Origin of the sequence: Streptacidiphilus sp. MAP5-3, assembly GCF_041262505.1 — a bacterium.
Classification (GTDB): Bacteria; Actinomycetota; Actinomycetes; order Streptomycetales; family Streptomycetaceae; genus Streptacidiphilus.
Window position 1 is genome coordinate 32,638 of the sequence record NZ_JBGCCL010000031.1, and the last position, 23,458, is coordinate 56,095.

Here is a 23,458-nt window from a genome sequence, read left to right on the forward strand (position 1 = left end):
GGTCTCAGGTCCCGGAGGGGGACGGGGTGGGCGGGTCGGTGCGCGCTCGGGTTGTCCGGCGCGGGGGTGTCGTCCATGCCCGCGTGCCTGGCTGGGCTGTTCAGCGGGGTGCGTAGTAGGTGCCGATGGTGGCGCGGTAGCCGGTGTCGTCGCGGTGGGCGTCGGGGTCGTACTCAGGTGCGTTCTTGATCTGGTCCCTGGTGAGGGCGACGCGGATGGTCTCCTGGCCGGCGTCGACGAGGGTGACGGTGCCGGCGGGCAGCATCACGTGTTTGCCGAAGAGGCACGGCTTGCAGTTGACGACGATGAACGCGGAGCCGACGTCGTCGGCGGCGTCGTCGACCTTCCCGATGCGGCGGTCGATCGCGTCGACCTGGTAGCCGGTCAGGTCGGTGCCGGTGGTGTACTGGGCGGTGGGGCGGTAGCCCCAGATGTCGGTCATGCGGTGATTCCCTTTCGCGATGTGGCTGCCGCCGGGGGCCAGCCCCCGGCGGCAGCGCGGCTGGAGTGGTGCCCTGCCTGGCAAGTGACGGCGCGGCAGGTTGTTGACCGGACGCCTGGGTCAGTGCTTGAAGGCGTCCTTGACCTTGGCTCCGGCCTGCTTGACGTCGCCCTTGGCCTGGTCGGCGCGGCCTTCGGCTTCAAGGGGCCGGTCGCCGGTGGCGCGGCCAGCGGCCTTCTTCATGCCGCCCTTGACCGTTTCGGCCTTGTGCGCGGCCTTCTTGCCGATGCTCATGACTGCTTCCCTTCGCTGGACTGGTGATCGTCAGGGGTGCCGGGCGACTACCGACCGGGTTTTCCTTGCGGGGCTGCTTCTCACCCGAAGGGGGCCGGGTCACCGCCCGCTGCCTCGCCGTCCGGCGCTGCGCGTGCACCGGTCGGCGTGGCGCGCATCCGTGGGTCCCGGTCGAGCAGGTCCTCGCGCTGTTCGGCGAGGTCGTCCCGCTGCCGGGCCAGGTCGTCGTGTTCCTGGGTGACGCTTGCCGTCTTCGCACGCGCCGTGTCGCGCTGCCCGGCCAGGGCGTCGCGGTCCTTGTCGACGGCTGCGGTCTCGCGGCGGGAGTGCCGCAGGTCGCGGCGGGCGACAAGTCCCCGGCGGGAGGTGCGGCGGGCGCCGGTCAGCAGCAGGCCCAGACCCAGCATGGCGGCGGCGCCGACGATGATGCCGAACAGGAACAGCGTTCCGGTGGAGCCGTTCATGTGGTGGCCGAAGACCGAGAACGCGCCGTTGAGGGCGTGTGCGCTGCCGGTGTTGCTGAAGAATCCCGCGACGGCCACGACGGCCGCGACGACCAGGATGATGAGTCCGAGGATAATGATCATGACGTTTCCTCCTAAAAAGGACATACGCCGTATATCTACAGTGAACTCCTTGGCTAGACTGGTGTCTACACCGTAGGTCTACGGGTTTGCAGGTGGCACGGGTCCTCCACCCGATGGCGGGCCCGGCGTGGCGAGAGAGAAGGTGCTTGGCATGGATGCGTCCTTGGTCCGTCACACGCTCCGGGAGGAAGAAAGGGCGCACCCGGACGGCAAGCTCACCCGGGAGCGGATGCTGGCCTGTGCCCTGGAGATCGTCGACCGCGACGGCGTCGAGAAGCTGTCCATGCGCGCCCTGGCCAGAGCGCTGGGCCGCGACCCGATGAGCCTGTACCGCCACGCGGACAACAAGGCCGCCCTGCTCGACGGCGTCGCCGAAACCGTCATGGCCGAGCTCACCGTGGATCCCACCGACCCCGACTGGATGGCCCAACTACGCGCCGTGGCTCACCGGTTCCGCCGCGTCGCCCTGGCCCACCCGCACGTGGTACCCCTGCTGGTCACCCGCCCACTGGCCACACCACTCGCACTGCGCCCGCACGGCACCTTGCGCCCGCTGGAGGACGTCCTGGCCCTGCTCACCCGCGCCGGCTTCAGCGGCGCCGACGCCCTGCACATCTACCGCGCCCTGTTCGGCTTCCTGCATGGACACATCCTCAACGAACTCCAGGAACTCGTCGAAAACCCCGACGAAACAGACGACCTGCTCCGCCTGGGCCTCCACCACCTGCCGATCCGCGAATTCCCCCAGCTCCGCGGCCTCGCCACCGTCCTGGCCTCCTACGACGGCGCGACCGAACTCGAACGCGGCCTCGACATCCTCCTCACCGGACTGACCGCCACCACCAAACCTGCGACGTAGCGCCAGCCGCTCCCCGTGCAGTCGCGGCCGTGGACGTCAGCGCCAAACTTCTCCTGATTGGCTGCTGATGCCCGATCAGAGACGCTGGCGCCCCGCGATATTGCGGCGTGTCGCGCTGTGAAGACCACCTTCGGTCGGAGGTGTCCTTGGCCCTCCCAAGGGGCATGAGGTGCGGACGACCAGGAATCGGCGACCGGCTCCGGACTGCAGGTGACGGGGTCCGGCCCCGGACGGCTGCCGAGCTGGTCGGCTACGGGACGGCATGTGCGGGGTGGGGATGAGCTGGTCGGGTGGTCCGAGATCGGCCCGACAATGCCGGAAGCCACCGGGGTCGACGCTATGCCGCAGGTGTACGAGTACGAGTGGTCGAGCGCGGCGGCCACCGAGCGGGCGGCCCCCGTCGGCCGGATGACGGCCCGTCACGCCGCGGACTGTGGTCGTGGGGCAATCCTCAGGATGGCAGCAGTGGGGGGTCTATCTGACGGACGGCCTGCACGCCCCCCGCACCTGTGAACTGAGGCCTTCTCACTGACGCCAGGGCGGGATTTCGCCGTGCGGTTGTTCGCCGCTGGGTAGGGACAGGAGCAGCCCGAGGGGGTGGAGGCGGCTGAGGCGGATGGTGGCCGCGGCGACGCCGCACAGTACGAAGGCCGCGATGAGGGTCCAGGCGATGCCGAGGGCGATGCAGGCAAGGGCCAGGCCTACGACGGCGGCGAGTAGGAGGGTGAAGCCTGCTGTTGTGGTGGCCGCCGCGCGCAGGCGGAGGGTTCGGCTGTGCGTGCGTTCCCAGGTGGCGCCGGTACCGGTCAGTATGTCGATGAGGGCTTTGGCGTAGATCACGTTGAGGAACTGGTCGAAGAGGACCTCGGGCACGATCATGACGGCCAGGAGCAGGGCCTTCCATCCGCCGCGTTTGGCGGCCCAGATGCGTTCGAAGGCGGCGATGGAGGTGATCCCGAGCCAGAACCATGGCCACCCGGGGAAGCCCTTGGTGACGGTGTTGTAGAGCAGGACGGTGAGGAAGAAGGGGACGAAGGCCACGCTGAGGTAGGTGAGCAGTTGCCGGCAGATGTAGGGCAGGGTGACCCGGGTGGTGCCGTAGGCCTTGAGGTTGTCCAGGGCGCCCCGTTGCCAGCGCAGCCGCTGGTAGTACAGCCGGGACCAGGTGGGCATGAGTTCGGTGCCCACGATGCCGGCGCACGGTGACACGCAGCGGTAGCCGAGGTGCTTGAGTGCGAGGGTGAGTTCGTTGTCCTCGGTCAGCGACTCCACGTCGTAGACATCGCGGCCTCGGGGCAGTGAGCCGTGGGCGCGGGCCTGGTGGACGTGGCGCAGGGCGTGGACGGGGTAGAGGGAGGCGGTGCCGGTCAGGACGTCGGCGCGGCCGTGGCGGCGGTGGAGTTCACGGGCGTAGCGCACGTACTCGTTGTTCTGGAGGTGGCAGACCAGGCCGCGCAGGGGGTAGCCGAAGAAGATGGCGCCGACGCCACCGATGGGTGACTGGTCGGGTTCCTGGTGGCGCAGGCGCCGGGCCGCTTCGGCGATGAACTGGGGGGAGAGTGAGGTGTCGGAGTCCATGACCATGACGGCGTCGTGGTCGCTCAGCTGCGGCAGCAGCCGGTCCAGGACCTGGTTGAGCGCGCCCGCCTTGTCCTGTGTATTGCCGACCGTTTCGATGGCCTTGGCGCCGTGGGCGCTGCTGATCCGAGCCGTCTGGTCGGTGCAGCGGTCGGCGACCACGATGACCTCGTCCGGCGGCCTGGTCTGGGCCGCCAGGGACTCCAGGGTCTCGGCGATGAGCGCTTCCTCGTTGTGGGCCGGTACCAGCACGACGATGCGTCCCGGCCCGGCGTAGCGCAGGTCCGGGATGTGCCCGGGCTTGGTGCGGCCCTCCCGGGTCAGGTTCCTGGGCTGGCGTACGAACGCCGGCCCGCGCGCCTCCTTGCGCGTCTGTCCCCGTGTCGGTCCGAACCGGCTCACCAGTGACTCCTCCACATCCCACGCCAAGCGGCCGGGCCGAAGCCTCAAGGCCTCACGTACAGGATTCTGGCGCCGGGTCGCCCCGGCCCGGGTGGTGCTTGACCCGAACAGAGCAGCAGCCGTCCCCCGATCGGGGCTGCGGTGGGTCTGCCGAAGTGCTCGGCAGCCGGGCGCAGCTCGGGTCGGCGCATGCGTCCCGCCCTATGCGGAGGTATAGAGCGCGGACGCGATGCCGGTACGGAAGGCGCTCAGGGCCGCGGGGGAGGACCAGACGCGCCAGTCGGTTTCCTTGTCGGCGTTGAACCACATCAGGCCGCCGATCCGCGTGTCGCCGGCGACGGCGGCGAACATCGCCGTTATCCAGGCGGCCTTGTCGCCGCCCAGCTCCGTGCAGCCCACCTCGGTGAGCCAGAGCGGCTTCACGGTGAGGGTGCGGATGGTGGCGATGGTGGGGTTGAAGACCTCGGTGAAGCTCTGCCAGGTGCGACCGCTGCGGGAGGTGCCCCAGTTGTAGCCGTCGACGCCCACCAGGTCCACATACTCGTCCCCCGGGTAGACCTCGGACAGGGGCGTCGAGTCGGTGTACTGGTTGATCGGGGTCCACAGCCACTTCACGTTGGTGGCGCCGGCCGCGGTGAAGACCGTCCGGATGTGCTTCCACGCCGCGACGTACTGCGCGGTGGTGTTCCCGTTGACTCCTGGATCCCACGGGTTCCAGTTCCCGTTCATCTCCGCGCCCCATCGCAGGTAGACGGTCGTGCCGAAGGCTCTCGCGGCGATCGCCCACTGCGCGATGTACGCGTCGAACTTCCCGGCGAGGATCTTCGACAGTGCGTAGGCGGGCTGGTTCACACCGCCGCTCGAGTCCCAGGACTCCCATGTGATGAACGGCGTCTGCCCGCGCGAGCGGACGTAGAGGGCGTCGGAGGTCGGGAACGGCTGCCGCCCCTCCCACTGGACGTACCACTGCACCGTGCTGGGGCGCCGACCCACGGCAGCGTCGTACTGGTCCAGCTGACCGTGCCATCCCGCCGGATCCCCATCGGGGTCGGGGATATAGGCCCCGGTAGTGACGCTGCGGACCGATCTCTCGGGCGAGGCAGTGGGGAGAGAAGCGCCGGCGGAAGCCAGCGCCAGCAGGATCAGCCACATCCAGGCCTTCATCCGCGGCCCAGCCGGAAAGCTGGCCGTGCCCGGGGCAGCGAACGCTCCACCACTTCATTCACTCCATCCTCAGCCTTCGGTGGCCGATCCCCATGATTGCGCAGTGAAAGACCGCCAGTTCGCAGTCGCAGATCCGGCGCCGTGGACAGACGGGTCGTCACCGGGCCAGCCAGACTGCCGCGTCGCCGGGCAGCAGCCCGGCCTCCAGGGGGACACTGCTCAGCAGCACCTCCCGGTGGTCCGGCAGCCGAACCGGCTCTTGGCCCAGGTTGACGACGCATCGGAATCCGAGGCTTCCCTCTCCCAGCGCCGGGTGGACCCGCCGGATGTGAAGTGCCTTCCGATAGAGCTCGAGCATCGACCGCTCGTCGCCTTTCTGAGCCTGCGCGGTGAGCTGCTTCCACTGCGGCGGTTGAGGCAGCCATGGGACTTTCTGGGCGTGGTCGGGGCTGAAGCCGAACGGCGGGGCGAGCGCCAGCATGAGCCGGACGGCCGCCCGCGCACGCCGCGTACCCAGCGCCAGGTCGACCGGACCGGGCGGGGAGTGGTTGGCGAGTGTGTGAACCGGGCCGTCGGACTGCGCCCTGCCGTAGCGGGTGAGGTGGCGCACGACATCGTGGTTGGAGAGCACCCAGGTCGCCGGGGCGCCGACGGCCGCCATCGCCGAAGGGAGCTGTCGATCGCGATAGGCAGAGTATCCGCCCGCCACGAGGCCGTCAGACAGTCGAAGTTGAAAGCGGTGTGCAGTTCATCGGCCCGGACGTATCGTGCCAGGCGTTCGGACGCGCCCACGCACGCCTCGGCGAGGAACACGCGGGGTGCGGGATCGGAGTCGGCCACCGCGCGCCAGCCGCGGAAGATCTCGTGGACCCCTTCTCGGTCCCAAAGGGGGTGGCCGGGATGGGCGGCCGATGCGGTGAGCTCGATGTCCGAGGGGACAAGGTCGGGCAGGCCCGGGGCCTTGATCATCGCGTGCGCGACATCGATGCGGATCCCGTCGACGCCCAGATCGAACCAGAACCGCAGGATCGACTCGAACTCCCGGCGGACCAGCGGGCTGTCCCAGTTGAGGTCGGGTTGCTCGGGCGCGAACAGATGGAGGTACCACGTCCCGGCCCTGCCGTCGGGTTCGACGATGCGGGTCCACGCGGAGCCACCGAAGACGCTGCGCCAGTTGTTGGGCGGGGCGTCACCTCCCGGGCCGACGCCAGGCCTGAAGATGTAGCGGTCGCGCTCGACGCAGTCGGGGCTGCCGGCCAACGCCTCGCGCAACCACGGGTGCTGGGCGGATGTGTGATTGGGCACGATGTCGATCACCAGGCGCAGGCCCAGCGCATGGATCTCCTCGATCATCGCACGGGCGTCGAACATGGTGCCGAAGACAGGATCGATGGCCCTGTCGTCGGCGACGTCGTAGCCGCCGTCGACCATCGGCGAGGGGAACCAGGGATTGATCCACAGCGCGTCCACGCCGAGCCCCGCCAGGTAGGGCAAGCGCTGGTGCAACCCGGCGAGGTCCCCGACACCATCACCGTTCCCATCGGCGAAACTGCGCAGGTAGACCTGGTAGCAGACCGCGTCACGCCACCAGTCGCGAACATCGGCAGACGGCCGGTTCTCCGAAACGCCCAGAGCCCGCCCGCGCTCACGCCGGCGTCGTTGTTCCGCTCCCATCGGCCCAGAATGCCGCGCACACGTCCGGACCGTGGCTCTGGCACGCCGAAGAGACGAACCGGCTCCGCTGAGCACGGTCACGGTTGGCGACCGTCCTGTTTCGGCGGACGCAGTCGCGCGGCACGCGGTTGACGTGGCGTCATGAACGAGAAGCGAAGAGGTTGACACCGCAGAACCCTTTACTAAGCGCTTTGATCTCATTACCCTAAGTAATGGCGGCGAGTTGTCTCCTCAACGAGGCACGTTGAATGCACGTGCCCGCGCCCATTCCTGGTCGGCTCGAACCGGTTCCGTGTCAATCGACGGTGCTGCTTTTACCGCGGCCGAATTCCTCGCAAGGCCTCAGTCTTGCCTCGGCCTGTCGACTCGATGCGAGATTGAACGGAGATCACCATGGCCACCAGCTACTGGTTCAACGTCCTGGACTACGGCGCCACCGGCAACGGCGTCACCGACGACACCACCGCGATCCAAACCGCGATCAACGCGGTCCCCTCCTCCGGCGGAACGGTCGTCTTCCCCGCAGGCACCTACAAGACTTCCTCCGTGCTGGTGGCCCGCTCCAACCTGATCCTGGAGGGCGTCAGTGACGGCTCGTCGGTGATCGCACAGAGCAGCACCACGGCCAACGGGCTGAGCGGCTCGGACATTACCCGGTTGACCATCCAGGACCTCACCATCCAAGGGCCGGGCAGTGGCAGCGGCAGCGGCATCGTGCTCACGCGATCGGCCAATCCCGCGACCGTCTCGCTGGCGTTCGCGCGGATGACCGTGAAGTTCTTCGGCGACACCGGAATCGACCTCTCCAACCCGATCGTCTCCACGTTCGAAGGCGTGACCTCGGCCAACAACGGCAACCACGGCTGGGACATCCACGGTGTCTCCGGAGGCGCCGCAGGGACCAGTTGCTCGTTCGTCGCCTGCTACGCCGACACCGTCACCAACGCGGGCTTCCACATCGACACCATGGCCTACTGCTCCTTCGTCGGCTGCGCGGCCGACTACTGCGGTATCGGGTACGAGGTGACCGGCGTCGGCAGCCAGGGCATCAGCTTCACGGGATGCGGCGCCGAATCCGCGGTCAACCGCGGCACCGGATACAACGGCTACAGCTGGAAGATCAACGCCGCGATCGGCGTGGGCTTGTACAACTCCTTCACCTACAACAGCCCCAACGTCAGTATCTGGGTCACCGGCGCGGCACGAGCCGTCAGTATCCTCGGATTCGCCGAGAACACCCCCACCACCGGGGCGGTCAACTCGGTCACCGTCGATGCCGGGTGTTCGGCCACCCTCGGCGATGTCAGCAACGTGAAACCCCTGTCGCTGGCCGGCTACACCAACGTCATCAACGACACCGCCGGCGGCACGGTGGCCAGCGGCTTCGTCTACGGCTCGAACTCCGCCTACTACGAAGGCAACGTCTCCACCACAGCCTCCCCGACCTCGGCCGAACACCTGACGCGCAAGGACTACGTCGACGCGAAGGTCAACCCGGCCCCCGTCACCCTCACCGACGCCGCCACCATCGCCACCAACGCCGCGCTGGGAATCCTGTTCCGAGTCACCCTCAAGGGCAACCGAACCCTGGGCACTCCCACCAACCCCGCCGACGGACAACGCATCACCTGGGAACTCATCCAGGACGCAACCGGCAGCCGCGCGCTCATCCTCAGCTCTGCGTTCGCCCTGGGCACCACCGTCTCCTCGACCACACTCACCACAACGCCGAACAAGCGGGACTTCCTCACCGCGATCTACAACGTGACCACCGCGAAGTGGTACGTGATCAACTTCGTCAAAGGCTACTGACAGCTCGACTTTGCAGCGGGTCGTGGTCGTGATCTTGGCGTGTGGGGGGTGACCGCGATTTCCTCGGGCTTGGCCGACCTGCGGGGTTGCGGATATGGCGGGCGGCGATGATCGTCCGGCGGAGCTCGACGGCCATGTCCCTGAACGCCGCGGGTTGCCTTGGCGGTGTGCCAGGGCTGCCGTGTGCGCCGCTCGGTGATGCCGACGGGGGGTGGCCGTGGGCAGTGCGCACCCGACTGTCCGCGACCTGCCTGGAGTCGGGGCAGACGGTGCGGACGGCTTCGGCGTAGGCGCTGGCTCAGTCTCTGCACACGATCTCGGCCCCGGGATGGGCGCTCAACCAGGCGGTGAGTGTCTCTGAGGTGCGGTCGGGCAACACATCCACACGCTCACCGGTCTCCACGTCCAAGATGATCGTGCCGTCCACGTGGCCCTTCTCGAACGCGAAGTCATCCACACCCATCACTCGCGGGGCGACTGAGAACTGCTCGTCTGGGAGCCTGCGCACCATCCTGATCAGCAAGTTCGCACTCCGCTCCAACCTGTTGTTCAACACGGGCCACCGCTGAAGATCTCCGGTTGGCGGGCGAGGCGCTTCATCCATGACTGGGAGCAAGCCGACGACGTACTTCGTCGGCCTTGCATACCGTCATGTACGCGTAGAAATCGAGTGCTTGCTGCCAGTGCGCTCGAGCCAGTTCCGGCTGACCGTTTGCGTGGAGGGCGTCCCCGATGCCGCAGTGGGCTTCCGCTTGATCGCCGATGCCGTCGCTTGCTGCGCGCTTGAGGGCCCGTCGGTGAAATTCAAGGGCGGTATCGAACTGGCCCTGTGCGAAGGCGTTGCTTCCCAGGCTGTTGAGTGTGGTTGCGGCATGCGCGGGTTCGGCCAGCGCCTCGAATGAGGCGAGGGCTTCCTGGAGTTGCTCGGCAGCTTGGTGGTGGTGTCCTTGGCCTGTGAACAGTACGCCACGGATGTGCAGCGCCTCGGCTTGTCCGAGTCTGTGTCCGCTGGTTCGAAAGAAGGCCAGGGCCTGCTCCAGATGCTCTGAGGCCTGATCGAATTGGCTACTGCGCACCTGAGCGTGGGCGAGCTGTATCCGGTTGTGGCTCGCTCCCGCCAGGTCGCCGATCGCCAGGTGGAGATCAAGGGCCTGGGTAAGGTGCGTCGTAGCGGAGTCGTCGAGTCGGGTGTGGATGTACAACTGGCCGAGGTTGCCCAGGGTGCGGGCTTCGCCGCTGCGATCGCCAGTCTCGCGGAAGAGAGCGAGAGCGCGCTCGTGGTGGGCGATTCCCAGCGGAAAGCGGCCCATCCTCACATAGGCGACTGCGATGTTGCCGGTTGTTGTCGCTTGCCCGGCCACGTCACCGGCGGTCTCGAACAGGTTCGCCGCCTCGTGGTAGCGCCTGAGGGCCTCATCGTGCCGTCCTTCACCGACGTCGATCACGCCCAGGCTCGACATAGCGCGGGCGGCGTTGGACGCGTCCGCGTGTCCCGGGTTCGCTTCGAGGGTCTGCTCGAAGAACATGCGCGCCTGGTGAAGCTGGCCGAGACGCACGCAGACCCTTCCCAGTTCGGCCGCGGCGCTGCGCTCGGCAGCGAGGTCGGCTGCGTCTGTTGCCGCCTGGAGGGCAAGGGCGTGCAGGACGTGACCGTCCTGGTAGTGGCCGTTCGTGTCAAGGTAGCGCCCCAGGAGTGCGGAGAGGTCCGTGGCGTGCCGCCCGAAGCCCCCGCGAGCCGCGCACTCCGCTGCGGCCAGGAGATTGGCGTGCTCCGTTCGGAGCCAAGCGGTGGCCTGGTCCGTGTCCACGAAGCACGACACATCCGTGCCCGCGGTGGGGACGGCGGGCCTGAGGTGTTTCTCGTGTGGGATGAGGAGATCGACTGCGGCGGCCACGGTGCTTCTCATGTGGTCGAAGAGCCGGGCGAGGGCTTCGACGGTCTCTGCTGATCCGGGGTCCTGCACGTGCAGGGCGAAGGTCCGGAGCAGGTCATGGAGGTGGTAGCGGCCGGGTGTGTTCTGCCGGATCAGGTTCTCGTCCTGGAGCGACTCCAGGACGTCCTCGGCCTCGTGGGTGGGGATGTCGGCGAGCGCGGCGACCATCGCGGGAGTGAAGTCGGGCCCGGGGTGGCAACCGAGTAGGCGGAAGACCCGCTGGAGCGGCTCGGTGAGCTCCCGGTAGGAGAGGTCGAGAACGGGGCGCAGCGCTCGGCCGCCGGCACGGATCGCCTCCAGTCGGCCGGCCTGCAGGCGGTCGGCCAACTCGGCGAGCGTCCAGGCGGGGCGGGAACGCAACCTGGCGGCGGCCAGGGCAAGGGCCAGCGGGAGGCGGTCGCAGTACTGGACGATGCGGAGGGCCTCGTCGGGTTCGGCTTCGATGCGTTCGTGTCCGGCGATCCGCCTGAGAAGGTCCAGTGATTCGGCTTCGGAGAAGGTGTCGATCCAGTGGGGGGTGACGCCGTCGAGGCCGGCAAGACTACGGCGGCTGGTGATCAGCACCAGACTGGTGTGGCTTGCCGGAATGAGGTCGCGGACCTGGTTCTCGTCTGCTGCGTTGTCGAGCAGGACCAACGCATGACGCTCGCGGACCTGGTCGCGGTACATCGCCGCCCGCTCATCCCGGCTGGCAGGGATCTGCTGTGCGGGGACCCCGAGCTGACGCAAGAACGCCTCGAGGACAGCTGACGGGTCCGCAGGCGGAAGCTCGGGATCGAAGCCACGCAGGTTCACATGCAGCTGCAGGTCGGCGAAGTGCCCCGCGCGGACCAGTTCATGTGCGGCGCGAACGGCCAGCTGCGTCTTGCCCACGCCGGCCATTCCCTCGATCGCGGAGATCACCACAGCGTGCGTGCCATCGCCGTCGCGGGGGTGCATCGCCGCTTCGAGCAGCCGTGCGAGCTCCTCCTGGCGCCCGGTGAACGTCGCCAAGTCCGTGGGGAGCTGTGCCGATACGCCGACCGGTCCGCCGCTTTTGGCCGATCCGTGCACCCTTATGCAGGCCTCGCGCCAGCGAGAGGTCCCGGTCTCGTCCACGCCCAGCGCCCGGACGATTGCCACTACCAGATCCAGATCCAGACGGCGCCGCCCGACGTCGAAGGCGTCCACGACGGTAGAAGGCGACACGACGCGCGCTGGCCGTATCGCCTGCCCGACTCGCTTGGCCAGCGTTCGGTAGGACGGGAACCCCGCCCACACGCGCAACTCAGCCAGCAGACCGATGAATTCTGCGAGATCCGCGGCGCGATCCGGATCCGGCATCCCGCAACGCTGCTCACCCACTATGCCCCCCCTGTGATCGTGCCCTGACAACGGTGAGTCTATGAGCTGTACGGATTCGTACGGGAAACGGGACTTCGTCAGGCCGGTCGAGCAGCCTGGTCATGCCGCCCAGCGCAAGGCCGGCCCAAGCGGCGGCTCAACATCAGATCAACACCACAGTCAGGACCTACCGTGCGTCTTCGCTCACTCAGCCGCAAAATGACCTACGCAGCCTCCGCCTTCGCGCTCGCGGTGGGCCTGGGCGTGGCCAGCAGCGGCACTGCCAGCGCCGTCACTGCCACTGGCTGCGGAGCCTCCAGCGCGCCCGTGCTGGAGTCCCACCCCGTCACCATCTGGGCAGACAACACCAATCTTGGCCAGATCTACCTGGGCTGGTTCCCGGACTGCAAGGGCGTCTACGCCGAGATCCACTGGACCTATGGCCCTTCCACGCCCTTCAACGACAACGCCGGTAACTCCCAGAACGTGGAGCACCCGCAGGGTCGCCTCTACATGAACGACCCCAACGGGCATGCCATCGCGTACACCAGCTTCCGCCTGGACCACCTGGACGGCTCCTACACCACCACCCCGGTCCAGTCGATCTATACCAACCCGGCCGGACAGTCCTACACCAACCAGAAGCTCTTCATGCCCATCGTGGACCTGACCAACTACTCCACCGACTCGGAGTGGCACCAAAACACGACCTGCAACAAGACGATCTTCGGGAACGACCACAACTTCAACAACGGCGCCTGGGGCTCCGGCAACTACGGCGACTGCTGACCCACCCCCTGCATGTCGGGGCTCCCTCTCCCAGACTGGAGCCGCCCGCCCGGCGGGGAAGGCCTCGACATCTTCGCCAGGGCAGCCTGTGAGACCACGAACCTGGGGTCTCCCCGCAAGGACCTTGGGCGGCCCGTCGGCCCGGCGGCGGGGCCTAACAAAGCCATCCGCGTGCTGTTCAGCGTGGTGTAGCGCGTGTGTGGTGGGGCCGGGACTGGAGTCCCGGCCCCACCGCGCGCACCGCGGACTGAATGTGGTGCTCCACATGCAGGAGGGCCGTTACCTGGTCGTGGCGATCAACGATCCCGACTGGCCCAGCGCGATGCTGTGGATCCGACCGCCGGAGAGCTGGATCGACGAGCACCACAACCGACTGGACCAGGTTCGTCTGACCTGGCCCAGCAAGGCACTGTTGAAGGCCGACATCACGAGTTCAACTTCAGTACTATCCAGTACGAAATCCACAGGCACGACCGGACATCGCACCTGGGGAGAACTCCGTGGCATCCGAAATACTCCACCTGCACCTCTCGAAGCTCACCGAATCCGACCCGGCCGTTCCCGGGCGGGAAGTCATCCCCTGCTGGGGCTGGCGCGAGGGCCTGGCCGATGACGTGGTCTTCGCGCTGAACCGCTGGAACTGGCGAATCGACGCAGCGCGCACCCATACGGCGGGCTACGCCATCTTCGAGGCCGAGAAGCGCATCGTCCTCGTGGCGCAGGTCGAGGGGGTCACCGACGGCCCCGAGGAGGGAACGCACTCGATCGTCGGCCGGGTGCTTACCTCCGGCCCGGTCTACGACCAGTGGTTCGGGAAGCCGTCGCCGATCGCCAGGCCGAGCACCCAGGGCGTGAACTGGGTGTCCCTCCAGGAAGCCTGAGCCCCCGGCAGTACCCCTGTCCCTGACGAAAAGCGCTGCGCCCTGCCGGCCACCCGCCGGCCGGGCACGACCGGAGAGAAGACCGTGAAGACCGAGATAACCGTCTCCGGCGGCGAGAAGGCCGAACTCACCGCCGACATGATCCGGGCCGTCGTCGCGAGCAACGCGCCGGAGAAGATCAGGACGTACGCCGTGCTGGTCGACGGTGTGGCCTACCCACCGAAGCAACTCGTCTGCACCGCGCTCGAAATCCCCCGGACTGGCGGCCCGAACTCCCAGGACTGCGTGGAAGCCTGCATGCGCCTGGGCTTCGGAACCCTGGACCCGGCGGCCTACGACGACAAGGGGAAGATCGTGGTTCCCGAGGACCGCCAGCGCACCCAGGACGACGAGTACTGAAGTTGAACCCGTGATGTCGGCCTTCTACAGGGCCTTGCTGGGCCACCGGTGCCGACAGCCGGCTGTCAGGCGAACGGCTCCGACACCACTCAATCAAGTTCAGTAGGGTTCCGGGCGTGGAGAGGGACAGCTGGGAGCGAGCGCATCTGACGGCGTGGCAGGAGGATTCCTGGACCCGCGCCACGCGCCAGGCGGGCGTCATCTGTCTCACCACCGCCGTTGTCCTGGCGGAGGCCGGGCTGGCAACCACCGTGGTCGCCGCTGAAGTCCCTGGCCGGACCTCTCTTGTGGTGCTCCTGCGCTCCGCCCCCGTCGCCGCGGAGGGCCGCCTGGGGCCTGACAGCCGGTCACCCCGTCCAGGTCCAGTCGGCGACTTCGGGCAGGTCGGTGCCGTGGGCACGGATCCATGCGTCGTGGCGCGTGCGGACGTCCGCCATCCGCTGCCGCAGCGGCGCGGCCCGGACGGCGAGGCCGGGGACGCGGTCGATCACGTCCATGACCAGGCGGTAGCGGTCCAGGTCGTTGCGGACGACCATGTCGAACGGCGTGGTCGTGGTGCCGGACTCCTTGTAGCCGCGCACGTGGAGCTGCGGGTGGACCGCGCGGCGGTAGGCGAGGCGGTGGATCAGCCACGGGTAGCCGTGGTAGGCGAAGATCACCGGCCTGTTCCGGGTGAAGACCGCGTCGAACTCTCGGTCGGACAGCCCGTGCGGGTGCTCCTCGGCGGGCATCAGCCGGGCCAGGTCGACGACGTTGACCACCCGCACGGCCAGCTCCGGCAACTCCCGCCGCAGCAACTGCGCGGCGGCGAGCACCTCCTGGGTCGGGACGTCGCCCGCGCACGCCAGGACCACGTCCGGCTCGCGGTCCCCGTGCTCGGTGCCTGCCCACTCCCAGATGCCGAGGCCGCGGGCGCAGTGGGTGCGGGCCTGATCCAGGGGCAGCCAGTCGAAGCACGGCTGTTTGCCGGCGACGACGACGTTGACGTAGTCGCGGCTGCCCAGTACGTGCTCGGCCACGCTGAGCAGGGTGTTGGCGTCCGGCGGCAGGTAGATGCGGACGGCTTCGGGGCTCTTGTTGAGCACGTGGTCGACGAAGCCGGGGTCCTGGTGGGAGAAGCCGTTGTGGTCCTGCCGCCACACGTGCGAGCTGAGCAGGTAGGTGAGTGAGGCGATCGGTGCCCGCCAGGGGATCTGCCGGGTGGTGCGGAGCCACTTGATGTGCTGGTTCACCATCGAGTCGACGATGTGCACGAACGCCTCGTAGCAGGAGAAGAGGCCATGACGTCCGGTCAGCAGATAGCCCTCGAGCCAGCCCTGGCACAGGTGCTCGGAGAGCACTTCCATCACCCGGCCGTCGCGCGCAAGGTGCTCGTCGACGGGCAGGACCTCGGCCTGCCAGGCCTTGCCCGTGGCCCGGTAGACGGCCTGCAGCCGGTTGGAGGCGGTTTCGTCCGGGCCGACGAGGCGGAAGTCGCGGCGCTGTGCGGTGTCGGCCATGACCTGTTCGAGGTAGTCGCCGAGGACGCGGGTGGGTTCGTGCATGCCGGCGCCGGGCCTGTCGACGGGGACGGCGAAGCGCTCAAGCTCGCGCAGCGGGAGTTCGCGCAGCAGCACGCCGCCGTTGGCGTGAGGGTTCGACCCCAGGCGCCGGGCGCCCGAAGGGGTCTGCGCGAGGACGGTCGACGTGGGCCGGCCGTCGGCGTCGAACAGGTCCTCGGGCCGGTAGGAGCGCAGCCATGCCTCCAGCTGACGCAGGTGCTGGGGGTTCTCGCGAACCTGGTCCAGCGGCACCTGGTGGGCACGCCAGGTGCCTTCGACCGGAAGCCCGTCCACCTCTGCCGGGCCGGTCCAGCCCTTCGGCGTGCGCAGCACGACCATCGGCCAGCGCGGCCGTTCGGTCGAGCCCTCGGTGCGCGCGGCCCGCTGGGCCGCGGTGATGGCGTCCAGGGCGTCGTCGAACGCGGCGGCCAGCGCCCGGTGCACGGCGGCGGGCTCGTCGCCGGTGACGTGGATCGGGGTGTAGCCGTAGCCGCGCAGCAACTCGTCCAGCTCGGTCTCGGGGATGCGGGCCAGGACGGTCGGGTTGGCGATCTTGTATCCGTTCAGGTGCAGGATCGGCAGCACCGCGCCGTCGTGGACCGGGTCGAGGAACTTGTTGCTGTGCCAGGAGGCCGCCAGCGGCCCGGTCTCCGCCTCGCCGTCGCCGACGACGCAGGCGACCAGCAGGCCCGGGTTGTCGAGCGCGGCCCCGTAGGCGTGGGCGAGTGCGTAGCCGAGCTCGCCGCCCTCGTGGATCGACCCGGGCGTCTCCGGCGCGACGTGCGACGGAACACCGCCAGGGAAGGAGAACTGCCGGAACAGGCGCGCCATGCCGGCCTCGTCGCGGGTGATGCCCGGGTAGTGGTCGGTGTAGCTGCCGTCCAGCCATGAGCAGGCGAGTACGGCCGGTCCGCCGTGGCCGGGGCCCCAGACGCAGAGCGCATCCAGGTCGCGGTCGCGGATGACCCGGTTGAGGTGGGTGTGCACGAGGTTGAGGCCGGGGGAGGTGCCCCAGTGCCCGAGCAGTCTGGGCTTGATGTGCTCGGGGCGTAGCGGCTCCCGCAGCAACGGGTTCTCCATCAGGTAGATCTGCCCCGCGGCCAGGTAGTTGGCGGCGCGCCAGTGGGCGTCCAGCTCGGCGACTAGGGCGTCGGTCAGCGGTGCGCTCATGGTCGGGCTCCCCCTCCGGGAGTGCGGTCGACGGCGTCTTCCCGTTCACCGTCCACCGTGGCGGGCGGCGGCGCCGCCGGGGCAGGGCCGACCGGCCCACAGTTCCGGCCGGACGCGGCCGACCGGCGGCCCGATGGGGCCCGCCCGGTCCTGCCTGGCCGCCCGGCAGAAGGGCCAAGCTACCGGTGAGGCCGATCGCTTCGAGGCCGTCGGAACCCCTGAGGAGGCGAGACCCATGGCAACGCCTGTAGCCGCACCCCGTCCGTTCGTCCCTGTCGCGCTCCCGCGCCCGCGTCCCGGGCCGCTGACCTTCCTCGGCGGCGTTGGGACGGTCACCGGCAGCCCCGGCGCACGGTCCGCGGTTCCAAAGGAGGAGCCGTGATGAGTACACCCGACACGCCGGGCCCCACCAGGCGCGTCCTTGTCGCCTACGCCAGCCGCAACGGAGCGACCGCCGAGATCGCCGAGTGGCTGGCCGCCCGACTCCGCGACGGAGAGAAGGACTTCGACGTCACTGTCGCCGAGGTCTCCGATGCGCTCGACCCGACCGGTTACGACGCGGTGGTCCTCGGATCTGCTCTGTACGAGGGCCGGTGGCTGCCCTCCGCCTCACGTTTCGCCCGCCGTCACCGCCACGACTTGGCCCACGCCCCGGTCTGGACTTTCAGCAGCGGCCCGCTGGACGACTCGGCGAGCAGGGGCGACATGGTTACCACCCACAGCGCGGACTGCGCTTCGCGCGGTCTCCGCGCCCGCGACCACGTCACCTTCGGCGGCCGCCTGTCCCCGGACTCGCGTGGCTGGCTGGCCCACGCCATGGTCGATGGCGGCCACGGCGGGGATTTCCGCGACCGCGCCCGGATCGACGCCTACGCGGCTCAGATCGCGGCTGAGCTGACCGGCCTTCCCGGCCTGTGCCGTCCGGCGGCGTGAGTAGCGCGGAGTTGTCGCCGCACGAGGACCGGATGCCGCGCCTGACTGGAATATCCAGAACAACGGGCCGGTACCACACAGACGGAGCGGTGCGGCAGCGCGGCGCCGTCAGCCGAACTGCGGCGGGAACCGGCGGCCGTGCACGGCCTCGGCGAGTATGTGGATCTCCAGGGTGTCCGTCGTGGGATCCTCGGCGCTGACGACCGCGCGGCCGAGGAGGGTGACGCACCAGCCCGTGCCGTCCGTCTGGTCGAGCGCGTCGGCCTCGAAGGCGACGAGAGAGTCGCCGATGGCCCGGGCGAGCCCCGAGGTGGTCGCTGTGCGCAGCAGCACGCCGCCGTCCGGGGCGATGTGGAACTGAGACGGCCACACCGCGGGCATCGCGGCGCTCGTGTAGATCACGCGGCCGGTCCGCGCGTCGGCCAGTAGCTCCAACGCGCGGCCCCGGTCGAGGTGTTCGGTGCGCAAGGTCATGTGTTCGATCGTCGCCACCAGGGGGTTCCGGTGCGAGGGCCGGACGGCCCGTGCGGTCCTGCCGACCGGCCCCATGAGGGACGTGCGTCAGGACCTGCCGGTGCGGCCGGTCCCGCTCGTGCCCGCGGCGTGCTCGGCCGCGTGTTCGGCGGCATGGGAGGCGATGACGGCCGCCTGGACCCGGCGTTCCACGCCGAGTTTGGCCAGCATGCGCGAGATGTGGTTCTTGACGGTCTTCTCGGCCAGGTAGAGCCGTTGCCCGATCTCGCGGTTGGTCAGGCCGTCGCCGATGAGCGCCAGGATGTCGCGTTCGCGGTCGGTCAGCTCGGAGAGGGCGTCGGGTTGCGGTGGGGCCTGGGTGGCCTGGCCGCGCAGGCGTGACATGAGCCGGGTCGTCGCGCCGGGGTCGAGCATCGACTGGCCTGCGCCGACGGTGCGTACGGCGGAGATCAGGTTGGTGCCGCTGATCTGCTTGAGGACGTAGCCGGAGGCCCCGGCCATGATCGCGTCCAGCAGGGCGTCCTCGTCGTCGAACGAGGTGAGCATCAGACAGGCCAGTTCCGGCAGCTGCGAGCGCAGGTCCCGGCAGACGGTGATGCCGTCCCCGTCCGGGAGCCGAACGTCGAGCACCGCCACGTCAGGGCGCAGGGCAGGGACCCGGGCCAGCGCCTGCGCGCAGGTGGCGGCCTCGCCGACCACCTCCAGGCCCGGCTCGGCGTCGAGCATGTCGTGGACACCGCGGCGCACCACCTCGTGGTCGTCGAGCAGGAAGACGCGGATCGTGTCGGCGGCAGCATCGCCGGTTGAGTCGCCAGCCATTCCTCTACCCCATGTCCTTGATGTGCACGGTCCCGGTCCGGGAAGTGCCGCGCGGGAGACCCCCAGGATCGTCCCGCCGGAGCCGGGACTTGCGACAGGGCCGAACGGTCCCATCATCGCGCGATCGGAGCCGACCGGCACGGGTCGACCGGCCGCACCCGGTGCCCCGATCGGCTCAGGTTCCCGGGCCGGGGAGGCGTCCTCAGCCGTAGGGCAGACCGGCAGTCGACCGGTACCTGGTGCACTCGACGCGTCGGCTGGGTAGCGTGACCTTGACCGGGTAACCGGCCGATCCGCCTGCCAGGTGGAGGAACAGGTGCCCGAGGAAGCGTCGCAGGGACCTCTGGGGCTTCCGGATCTGCGTCTGGACCAGCTCCTGGCGGAGTTGCAGTCCCGGCTCGACCTCGCCCGCGGCACCCGGGACCGCGTGCACGCGCTGCTGGAGGCGGTTCTCACCGTCGGCCGTGAGCTCGACCTCGACCAGGTGCTGCAGCAGATCGTCGAGTCCGCCGCGACGCTCGTGGACGCCCGTTACGCCGCGCTCGGTGTCATCGGCGAGGGCGGCATGCTGGCCAAGTTCCTCACCACCGGTCTGACGCCTGAGCAGGTCAAGGAGATCGGGCCGTTCCCCACCGGCCACGGCATCCTCGGTGAGCTGATCCGGCACCCCGAGCCGCTGCGGCTGCGTGACATCTCCCACCACCACGCCTCCGTCGGCTTTCCTGCCAATCATCCGCCGATGCGCAGCTTCCTGGGTGTGCCGATCCGGGTGCGCGGCGAAGTCTTCGGCAACCTCTACCTGACCGAGAGGCGCGGTGGCGGGCAGTTCGACGCCGAGGACGAGTCGGTGCTGCAGACGCTCGCCGTCGCCGCCGGCGTAGCCATCGACAACGCCCGTCTCTACCGCGACGCGCGGCTGCGCGAGCGTTGGTTGCTCGCGAGCGGCGAGGTCACGGCCCGGCTGCTCTCCGGCGCGTCCGAGCAGGACGAGCTCGCCGAGCTGGTCCAGGCCTCGCTGGAGATCCTCGAGGCGGATCTCGGCGTCATCGCCCTCAGCCTGACGACCGCTGACGGCGTCGGCCTCGCGGTGCAACTGGCGGAGGGGGTGGACGCGGAGCTGCACCGCGGCCTGCTGCTGCCCCTGGAGGGGACGTTCATGGGCGCGGCCTTCTCCGCGGCTGAGCCGATCACCAGCGTGGACATCGCCCATGACCCGCGGGTGACGGCAGGCCCTCCGCGTTGGCCGGGCCTAGGCGCAGCGGTGGCTGTTCCCCTGGGCCGAGGTCCCGAAGGGCCTCGAGGCGTGCTGATGCTGGCGCGCCGGGTCGGCCTGTACCCGTTCACGTCCGCGGATGTCGCGCCGCTGAACGCCTTCGCCGGCCAGGCGGCACTGGCGTTGGAGCTGGCCGCCCGGCGCAGCGACGCGGAGCAGCTGGCCATGCTGGAGGACCATGACCGGATCGCCCGCGACCTGCACGATCTGGCGATCCAACGGATCTTCGCCACCGGCATGACCCTGCAGAGCGCGCAGCGGTTCATCACACACCCGCAGGCCGCGGAGCGGGTCGGCCGGGCGGTCGAGGACCTCGACGAGACGGTGAAGATCATCCGCACGTCGATCTTCGGTCTCCGCGCTCGCTCGTCGGCGCAGGAGGCGGGCGGTCTGCGAGCCCGGATCGTGGACGTCGTCTCCCGCTCCATCCCGACGTTCGGCTTCACGCCTTCGCTCCGGCTGGAGGGCCTCCTGGACACGGACGTCCCGGCCGACCTGGCCGACGACGTGCTCGCTGTGCTGGAGGAGGCGCTGAGCAACGCTTCTCGTCACGCCTCGGCCAGGGCCGTCGACGTCTCCGCGAAAGTTACGGGTGGGCCCGCATCGGAGGTGGTGCTGACAGTCACCGACGACGGCGTCGGCCTGCCCGAGGGAGGCCGACGGAGCGGGCTGGCCAATCTGGAGGAGCGGGCAATGAAGCACCGCGGCGGGCTCAGCCTCGCCGCGAACCCGGCCGGGTCCGGTACCGAGCTGCGCTGGCGGGTGCCGTTGCGCACCGGCGCCTGACCCCGGCCGGCGCGGCCCGCTCCGGAGACGCGGCCGGGGCAAGGCCGATCGGCCCAAGCCCCGTTGTGCGCGGCGGAGAACCCTGAGGAGGCAGAGGCAGTGACCGCGGAAGGGGCGATCGGTCATGAAAGCGCTCACGCACCACGGTCCCGGACGCCGTGTCTGGGGCGAGGTCCCCGACGCCACCGTCCAGGACCGGGAGGGTGCCGTCGTCCGGGTCGACGCCGTCACGATCTGCGGAACGGACCTGCAGATCCTCAAGGGCGACGTGCCGAGGTCGCCTTCGGCCCGGTCCTCGGCCACGAGGCAGTCGGCACGGTGACGGCCGTCGGCGACAGCGTGCGCACCGTCGCCGTGGGCGACCGCGTCCTGGTCTCGTGCATCTTCGCCATGCCATCCGCGTAGCTCCGGGACGGGCCCTCCGGCATCGCTTTGGGGTGCCGCTCCGCGCCTCGCGGCGGCGGACGCCCCGTCACCCGTTCGGCGCGGACTCGACTGCTCATGGTCTTCGGGCGGGACGAGGGCCCTTCGGGCCTGCGGAGAGGGACCGAGCGGCCCTGCGGAGGACCGTGGCCGAGGCATTCCCGGCGGGGGAGTGGGGGCCGGTCGGCCCTGTCCCCGGCCGTGGCCGCGGCGAACGCTGGGAGGTGAGCCACCCCGCCTCCGCGGGCCTGAGGGAAGGAACGAGGCGATGACCCCTTCGCTGATCGTCGGAGTCGACGACTCCGACGCGAGCCTCGCTGCAGCCGACTGGGCCGGCCGCGAGGCCGCCGCGACGCGACGGAACGTGCGACTCGTCCACGTCCGCCCGGGCGGGTTCTGGATCCGGCCGGGCGACGACCGGGTCGAGGACGCGGAAGAGCATGCCCTGCATGCGATGACGTGCCTCGCCGACGCCCTGCACCGGGCCCACCCAGGACTGCGGGTGGACGTCGAGACGCCGACCGGGCCGGTTGACCGGGTGCTGCTGCGCAGCGCCGACCAGGTCGGGACGCTGGTCCTGGGCACCCGGGGCAGCGGCGGCTTCGCGGCCCTGCTGCTCGGTTCGGTGGCGCAGTCGGTCGCCGCCCAGGCCGAGAGTCCCGTGATCCTGGTACCGCAACGGGCCGCTGCGGCTGAGCCGGGCTACCGGATCGTCGTCGGCGTCGATCCGTCAGGGGACTGCGGTCCCGTGCTCGAGTTCGGGCTGCGCAGCGCTCAGGACCACGGGGTCGTGCTGCGCGCCGTCCACGCCTGGCATCCTCCGGTGCCCTGGGGTGCGGGTCCCGTTCAGCCCGGACAGTCCGAGCGGCAGGAGGTCCAGCACTACCAGGCGCTGGCCCTGCGAGAAGCTGTGACGACGGCACACACCCGGTATCCGGCTGTGGAGTTCACCAGCGCGGAGCTGTCCGGCGACCCCGCCAGGGTCCTGGTGGAGGAGGCCGAGAAGGCCTCGCTGCTGGTCGTCGGCCGACGTCGACACCGTCCGGTGTCGGCGCTCGGGCCGGTCGCGCACGCGGCGCTCCACTACGCCCGCTGTCCTGTCGCGGTCGTTCCGCACTGGTGACGGAAAAAGCTGGAAGGAGGAGGAACGGCCATGTTCGCAGCATCGCGCGCTGATGCACAGGAAGCCCTCCGTCGCCGTCACCCGGGTGACCTCGGTCGACGTGTCGCTTTGAGGCGCCACGAACTCGGCCTCAGCGTCGATGAGGTGGCGCGGCGGGCCGGCATGTCCCCCGGCGTCGTCGAGTGGGTCGAGACCGGCCCGGCCGAACTGGGACCCGGCGAGGTCGGCCGCCTGGCCGCGGCTCTCGACACGTCCCGTAAGGAACTTCTGGGCGGCGGCTCCCTGGAGACGGCACCCGGCCAGGCCCGCCCCGACCGACGCACCGTCACGGTCGAGTTGTCCGACGAGGAGTGCTGGAGCTGTCTGGGCCGTCACGGTGTGGGCCGGGTCGTGTTCCTGATGGGTGGTGCCCTGATCGTCCGGCCTGTCAACTACCGCGTCGTCGACGGGGTCCTGCTCTTCCGCACGCAGGAGGGCGGTGTCCTTTGTGCAGCGGCTGGACGGCGGGTCGTCCTCGAGGTCGACTCTCCCGACGTCGTCGTCGCCCAGGGGTGGAGCGTGCTGGTGTCCGGCTACGCCGAGGTGGACCGGCGTGACATCGACCGTTCCGGGATCCTGGAGGGGGAACCCGAGCCGTGGGCGAACGGGCCCCGTGACCTCCTGGTCCGGATCCGTCCGAACCGCTTCACCGGACGCGAACTGCTGCTCCACGCCGTGGACACGGGGCACACCGAAACGGATGGAGGTGGCAGCCGTGTACGGGAGCGGTAGCCCCCAC

General features: G+C 69.6%; 20 protein-coding genes and 2 pseudogenes. 11 read left to right on the top strand and 11 right to left on the bottom strand.

Annotation, left to right across the window (positions count from 1 at the left end; genetic code table 11):
* Positions 1–100: 100 nt before the first annotated feature.
* The 3 genes from ABH928_RS30860 to ABH928_RS30870 form a co-directional block, all read right to left on the bottom strand.
* The gene (locus ABH928_RS30860) at positions 101–442 is read right to left on the bottom strand and encodes a PRC-barrel domain containing protein (protein ID WP_370071952.1); all 342 of its coding nucleotides are present in this window, start codon (positions 440–442) and stop codon (positions 101–103) included.
* 120 nt (positions 443–562) lie between these two features.
* Positions 563–736 (bottom strand): CsbD family protein, encoded by a 174-nt coding sequence (locus ABH928_RS30865; RefSeq protein WP_370071953.1) that lies wholly within the window; start codon positions 734–736, stop codon positions 563–565.
* An 80-nt stretch (positions 737–816) separates the two neighbouring features.
* Positions 817–1,323, bottom strand: coding sequence for a hypothetical protein (locus ABH928_RS30870; protein WP_370071954.1), 507 nt, complete (start codon positions 1,321–1,323; stop codon positions 817–819).
* 151 nt (positions 1,324–1,474) lie between these two features.
* Between ABH928_RS30870 and ABH928_RS30875 the strand changes: the two genes are divergently transcribed.
* A complete protein-coding gene (locus ABH928_RS30875; protein ID WP_370071955.1) occupies positions 1,475–2,182 on the top strand; it encodes a TetR/AcrR family transcriptional regulator in 708 nt (235 codons plus the stop codon).
* A 525-nt stretch (positions 2,183–2,707) separates the two neighbouring features.
* Here ABH928_RS30875 and ABH928_RS30880 read toward each other — a convergent pair.
* The 3 genes and pseudogenes from ABH928_RS30880 to ABH928_RS30890 form a co-directional block, all read right to left on the bottom strand.
* Entirely contained in the window at positions 2,708–4,162 is a 1,455-nt protein-coding gene (locus ABH928_RS30880; RefSeq protein WP_370071956.1) for a glycosyltransferase family 2 protein, read from the bottom strand.
* A 201-nt stretch (positions 4,163–4,363) separates the two neighbouring features.
* On the bottom strand, positions 4,364–5,155 hold the full coding sequence (locus tag ABH928_RS30885; RefSeq protein ID WP_370071957.1) for a glycoside hydrolase family 26 protein: 792 nt from the start codon (positions 5,153–5,155) through the stop codon (positions 4,364–4,366).
* Positions 5,156–5,483: 328 nt separating this feature from the next.
* A pseudogene (locus ABH928_RS30890) lies at positions 5,484–7,000 on the bottom strand (alpha-amylase family glycosyl hydrolase).
* A 393-nt stretch (positions 7,001–7,393) separates the two neighbouring features.
* On the opposite strand from ABH928_RS30890, the gene ABH928_RS30895 reads away from it, so the two are divergent.
* A complete protein-coding gene (locus ABH928_RS30895) occupies positions 7,394–8,812 on the top strand; it encodes a glycosyl hydrolase family 28-related protein (protein ID WP_370071958.1) in 1,419 nt (472 codons plus the stop codon).
* A 298-nt stretch (positions 8,813–9,110) separates the two neighbouring features.
* Here ABH928_RS30895 and ABH928_RS30900 read toward each other — a convergent pair whose 3' ends face one another.
* Both ABH928_RS30900 and ABH928_RS30905 read right to left on the bottom strand, forming a co-directional pair.
* On the bottom strand, positions 9,111–9,335 hold the full coding sequence (locus ABH928_RS30900) for a transposase (RefSeq protein ID WP_370071959.1): 225 nt from the start codon (positions 9,333–9,335) through the stop codon (positions 9,111–9,113).
* 73 nt (positions 9,336–9,408) lie between these two features.
* Positions 9,409–12,069 carry a tetratricopeptide repeat protein gene (locus ABH928_RS30905; RefSeq protein WP_370071960.1) on the bottom strand — a complete coding sequence of 887 codons (2,661 nt, stop codon included), beginning with the start codon at positions 12,067–12,069 and terminating at the stop codon, positions 9,409–9,411.
* A 219-nt stretch (positions 12,070–12,288) separates the two neighbouring features.
* Between ABH928_RS30905 and ABH928_RS30910 the strand changes: the two genes are divergently transcribed.
* The 3 genes from ABH928_RS30910 (at position 12,289) to ABH928_RS30920 (ending at position 14,138) form a co-directional block, all read left to right on the top strand.
* Positions 12,289–12,858 (top strand): hypothetical protein, encoded by a 570-nt coding sequence (locus ABH928_RS30910; RefSeq protein WP_370071961.1) that lies wholly within the window; start codon positions 12,289–12,291, stop codon positions 12,856–12,858.
* A gap of 500 nt (positions 12,859–13,358) precedes the next feature.
* Positions 13,359–13,739 (top strand): hypothetical protein, encoded by a 381-nt coding sequence (locus tag ABH928_RS30915; protein ID WP_370071962.1) that lies wholly within the window; start codon positions 13,359–13,361, stop codon positions 13,737–13,739.
* Between the two features lie 84 nt (positions 13,740–13,823).
* Positions 13,824–14,138, top strand: coding sequence for a hypothetical protein (locus tag ABH928_RS30920; RefSeq protein ID WP_370071963.1), 315 nt, complete (start codon positions 13,824–13,826; stop codon positions 14,136–14,138).
* 347 nt (positions 14,139–14,485) lie between these two features.
* On the opposite strand, the gene ABH928_RS30925 is transcribed toward ABH928_RS30920, so the two are convergent.
* Complete coding sequence (locus ABH928_RS30925) at positions 14,486–16,849, bottom strand: phosphoketolase (RefSeq protein ID WP_370071964.1); 2,364 nt, start codon at positions 16,847–16,849, stop codon at positions 14,486–14,488.
* Between the two features lie 235 nt (positions 16,850–17,084).
* On the opposite strand from ABH928_RS30925, the gene ABH928_RS30930 reads away from it, so the two are divergent.
* Complete coding sequence (locus ABH928_RS30930; RefSeq protein ID WP_370071965.1) at positions 17,085–17,231, top strand: hypothetical protein; 147 nt, start codon at positions 17,085–17,087, stop codon at positions 17,229–17,231.
* Positions 17,231–17,782 (top strand): flavodoxin domain-containing protein, encoded by a 552-nt coding sequence (locus ABH928_RS30935; RefSeq protein WP_370071966.1) that lies wholly within the window; start codon positions 17,231–17,233, stop codon positions 17,780–17,782. The genes ABH928_RS30930 and ABH928_RS30935 overlap by 1 nt, the downstream gene beginning before the upstream one ends.
* A 108-nt stretch (positions 17,783–17,890) precedes the next feature.
* Here the strand turns inward: ABH928_RS30935 and ABH928_RS30940 are convergent, their stop codons facing one another.
* Together ABH928_RS30940 and ABH928_RS30945 are read right to left on the bottom strand one after the other, a co-directional pair.
* Positions 17,891–18,256 (bottom strand): pyridoxamine 5'-phosphate oxidase family protein, encoded by a 366-nt coding sequence (locus ABH928_RS30940; protein ID WP_370071967.1) that lies wholly within the window; start codon positions 18,254–18,256, stop codon positions 17,891–17,893.
* Positions 18,257–18,343: 87 nt separating this feature from the next.
* Positions 18,344–19,075, bottom strand: a complete 732-nt coding sequence (locus ABH928_RS30945) for a response regulator (RefSeq protein ID WP_370071968.1) — start codon at positions 19,073–19,075, stop codon at positions 18,344–18,346.
* A 316-nt stretch (positions 19,076–19,391) separates the two neighbouring features.
* Between ABH928_RS30945 and ABH928_RS30950 the strand changes: the two genes are divergently transcribed.
* The 4 genes and pseudogenes from ABH928_RS30950 (at position 19,392) to ABH928_RS30965 (ending at position 23,451) form a co-directional block, all read left to right on the top strand.
* On the top strand, positions 19,392–21,134 hold the full coding sequence (locus ABH928_RS30950; RefSeq protein WP_370071969.1) for a GAF domain-containing protein: 1,743 nt from the start codon (positions 19,392–19,394) through the stop codon (positions 21,132–21,134).
* A 124-nt stretch (positions 21,135–21,258) separates the two neighbouring features.
* Positions 21,259–21,524, top strand: a pseudogene (locus tag ABH928_RS30955) (alcohol dehydrogenase catalytic domain-containing protein); the annotation flags it as partial.
* A 301-nt stretch (positions 21,525–21,825) separates the two neighbouring features.
* Positions 21,826–22,680 (top strand): universal stress protein, encoded by an 855-nt coding sequence (locus ABH928_RS30960; protein WP_370071970.1) that lies wholly within the window; start codon positions 21,826–21,828, stop codon positions 22,678–22,680.
* Positions 22,681–22,710: 30 nt separating this feature from the next.
* Positions 22,711–23,451 carry a helix-turn-helix domain-containing protein gene (locus ABH928_RS30965; RefSeq protein ID WP_370071971.1) on the top strand — a complete coding sequence of 247 codons (741 nt, stop codon included), beginning with the start codon at positions 22,711–22,713 and terminating at the stop codon, positions 23,449–23,451.
* Positions 23,452–23,458 lie beyond the last annotated feature (7 nt).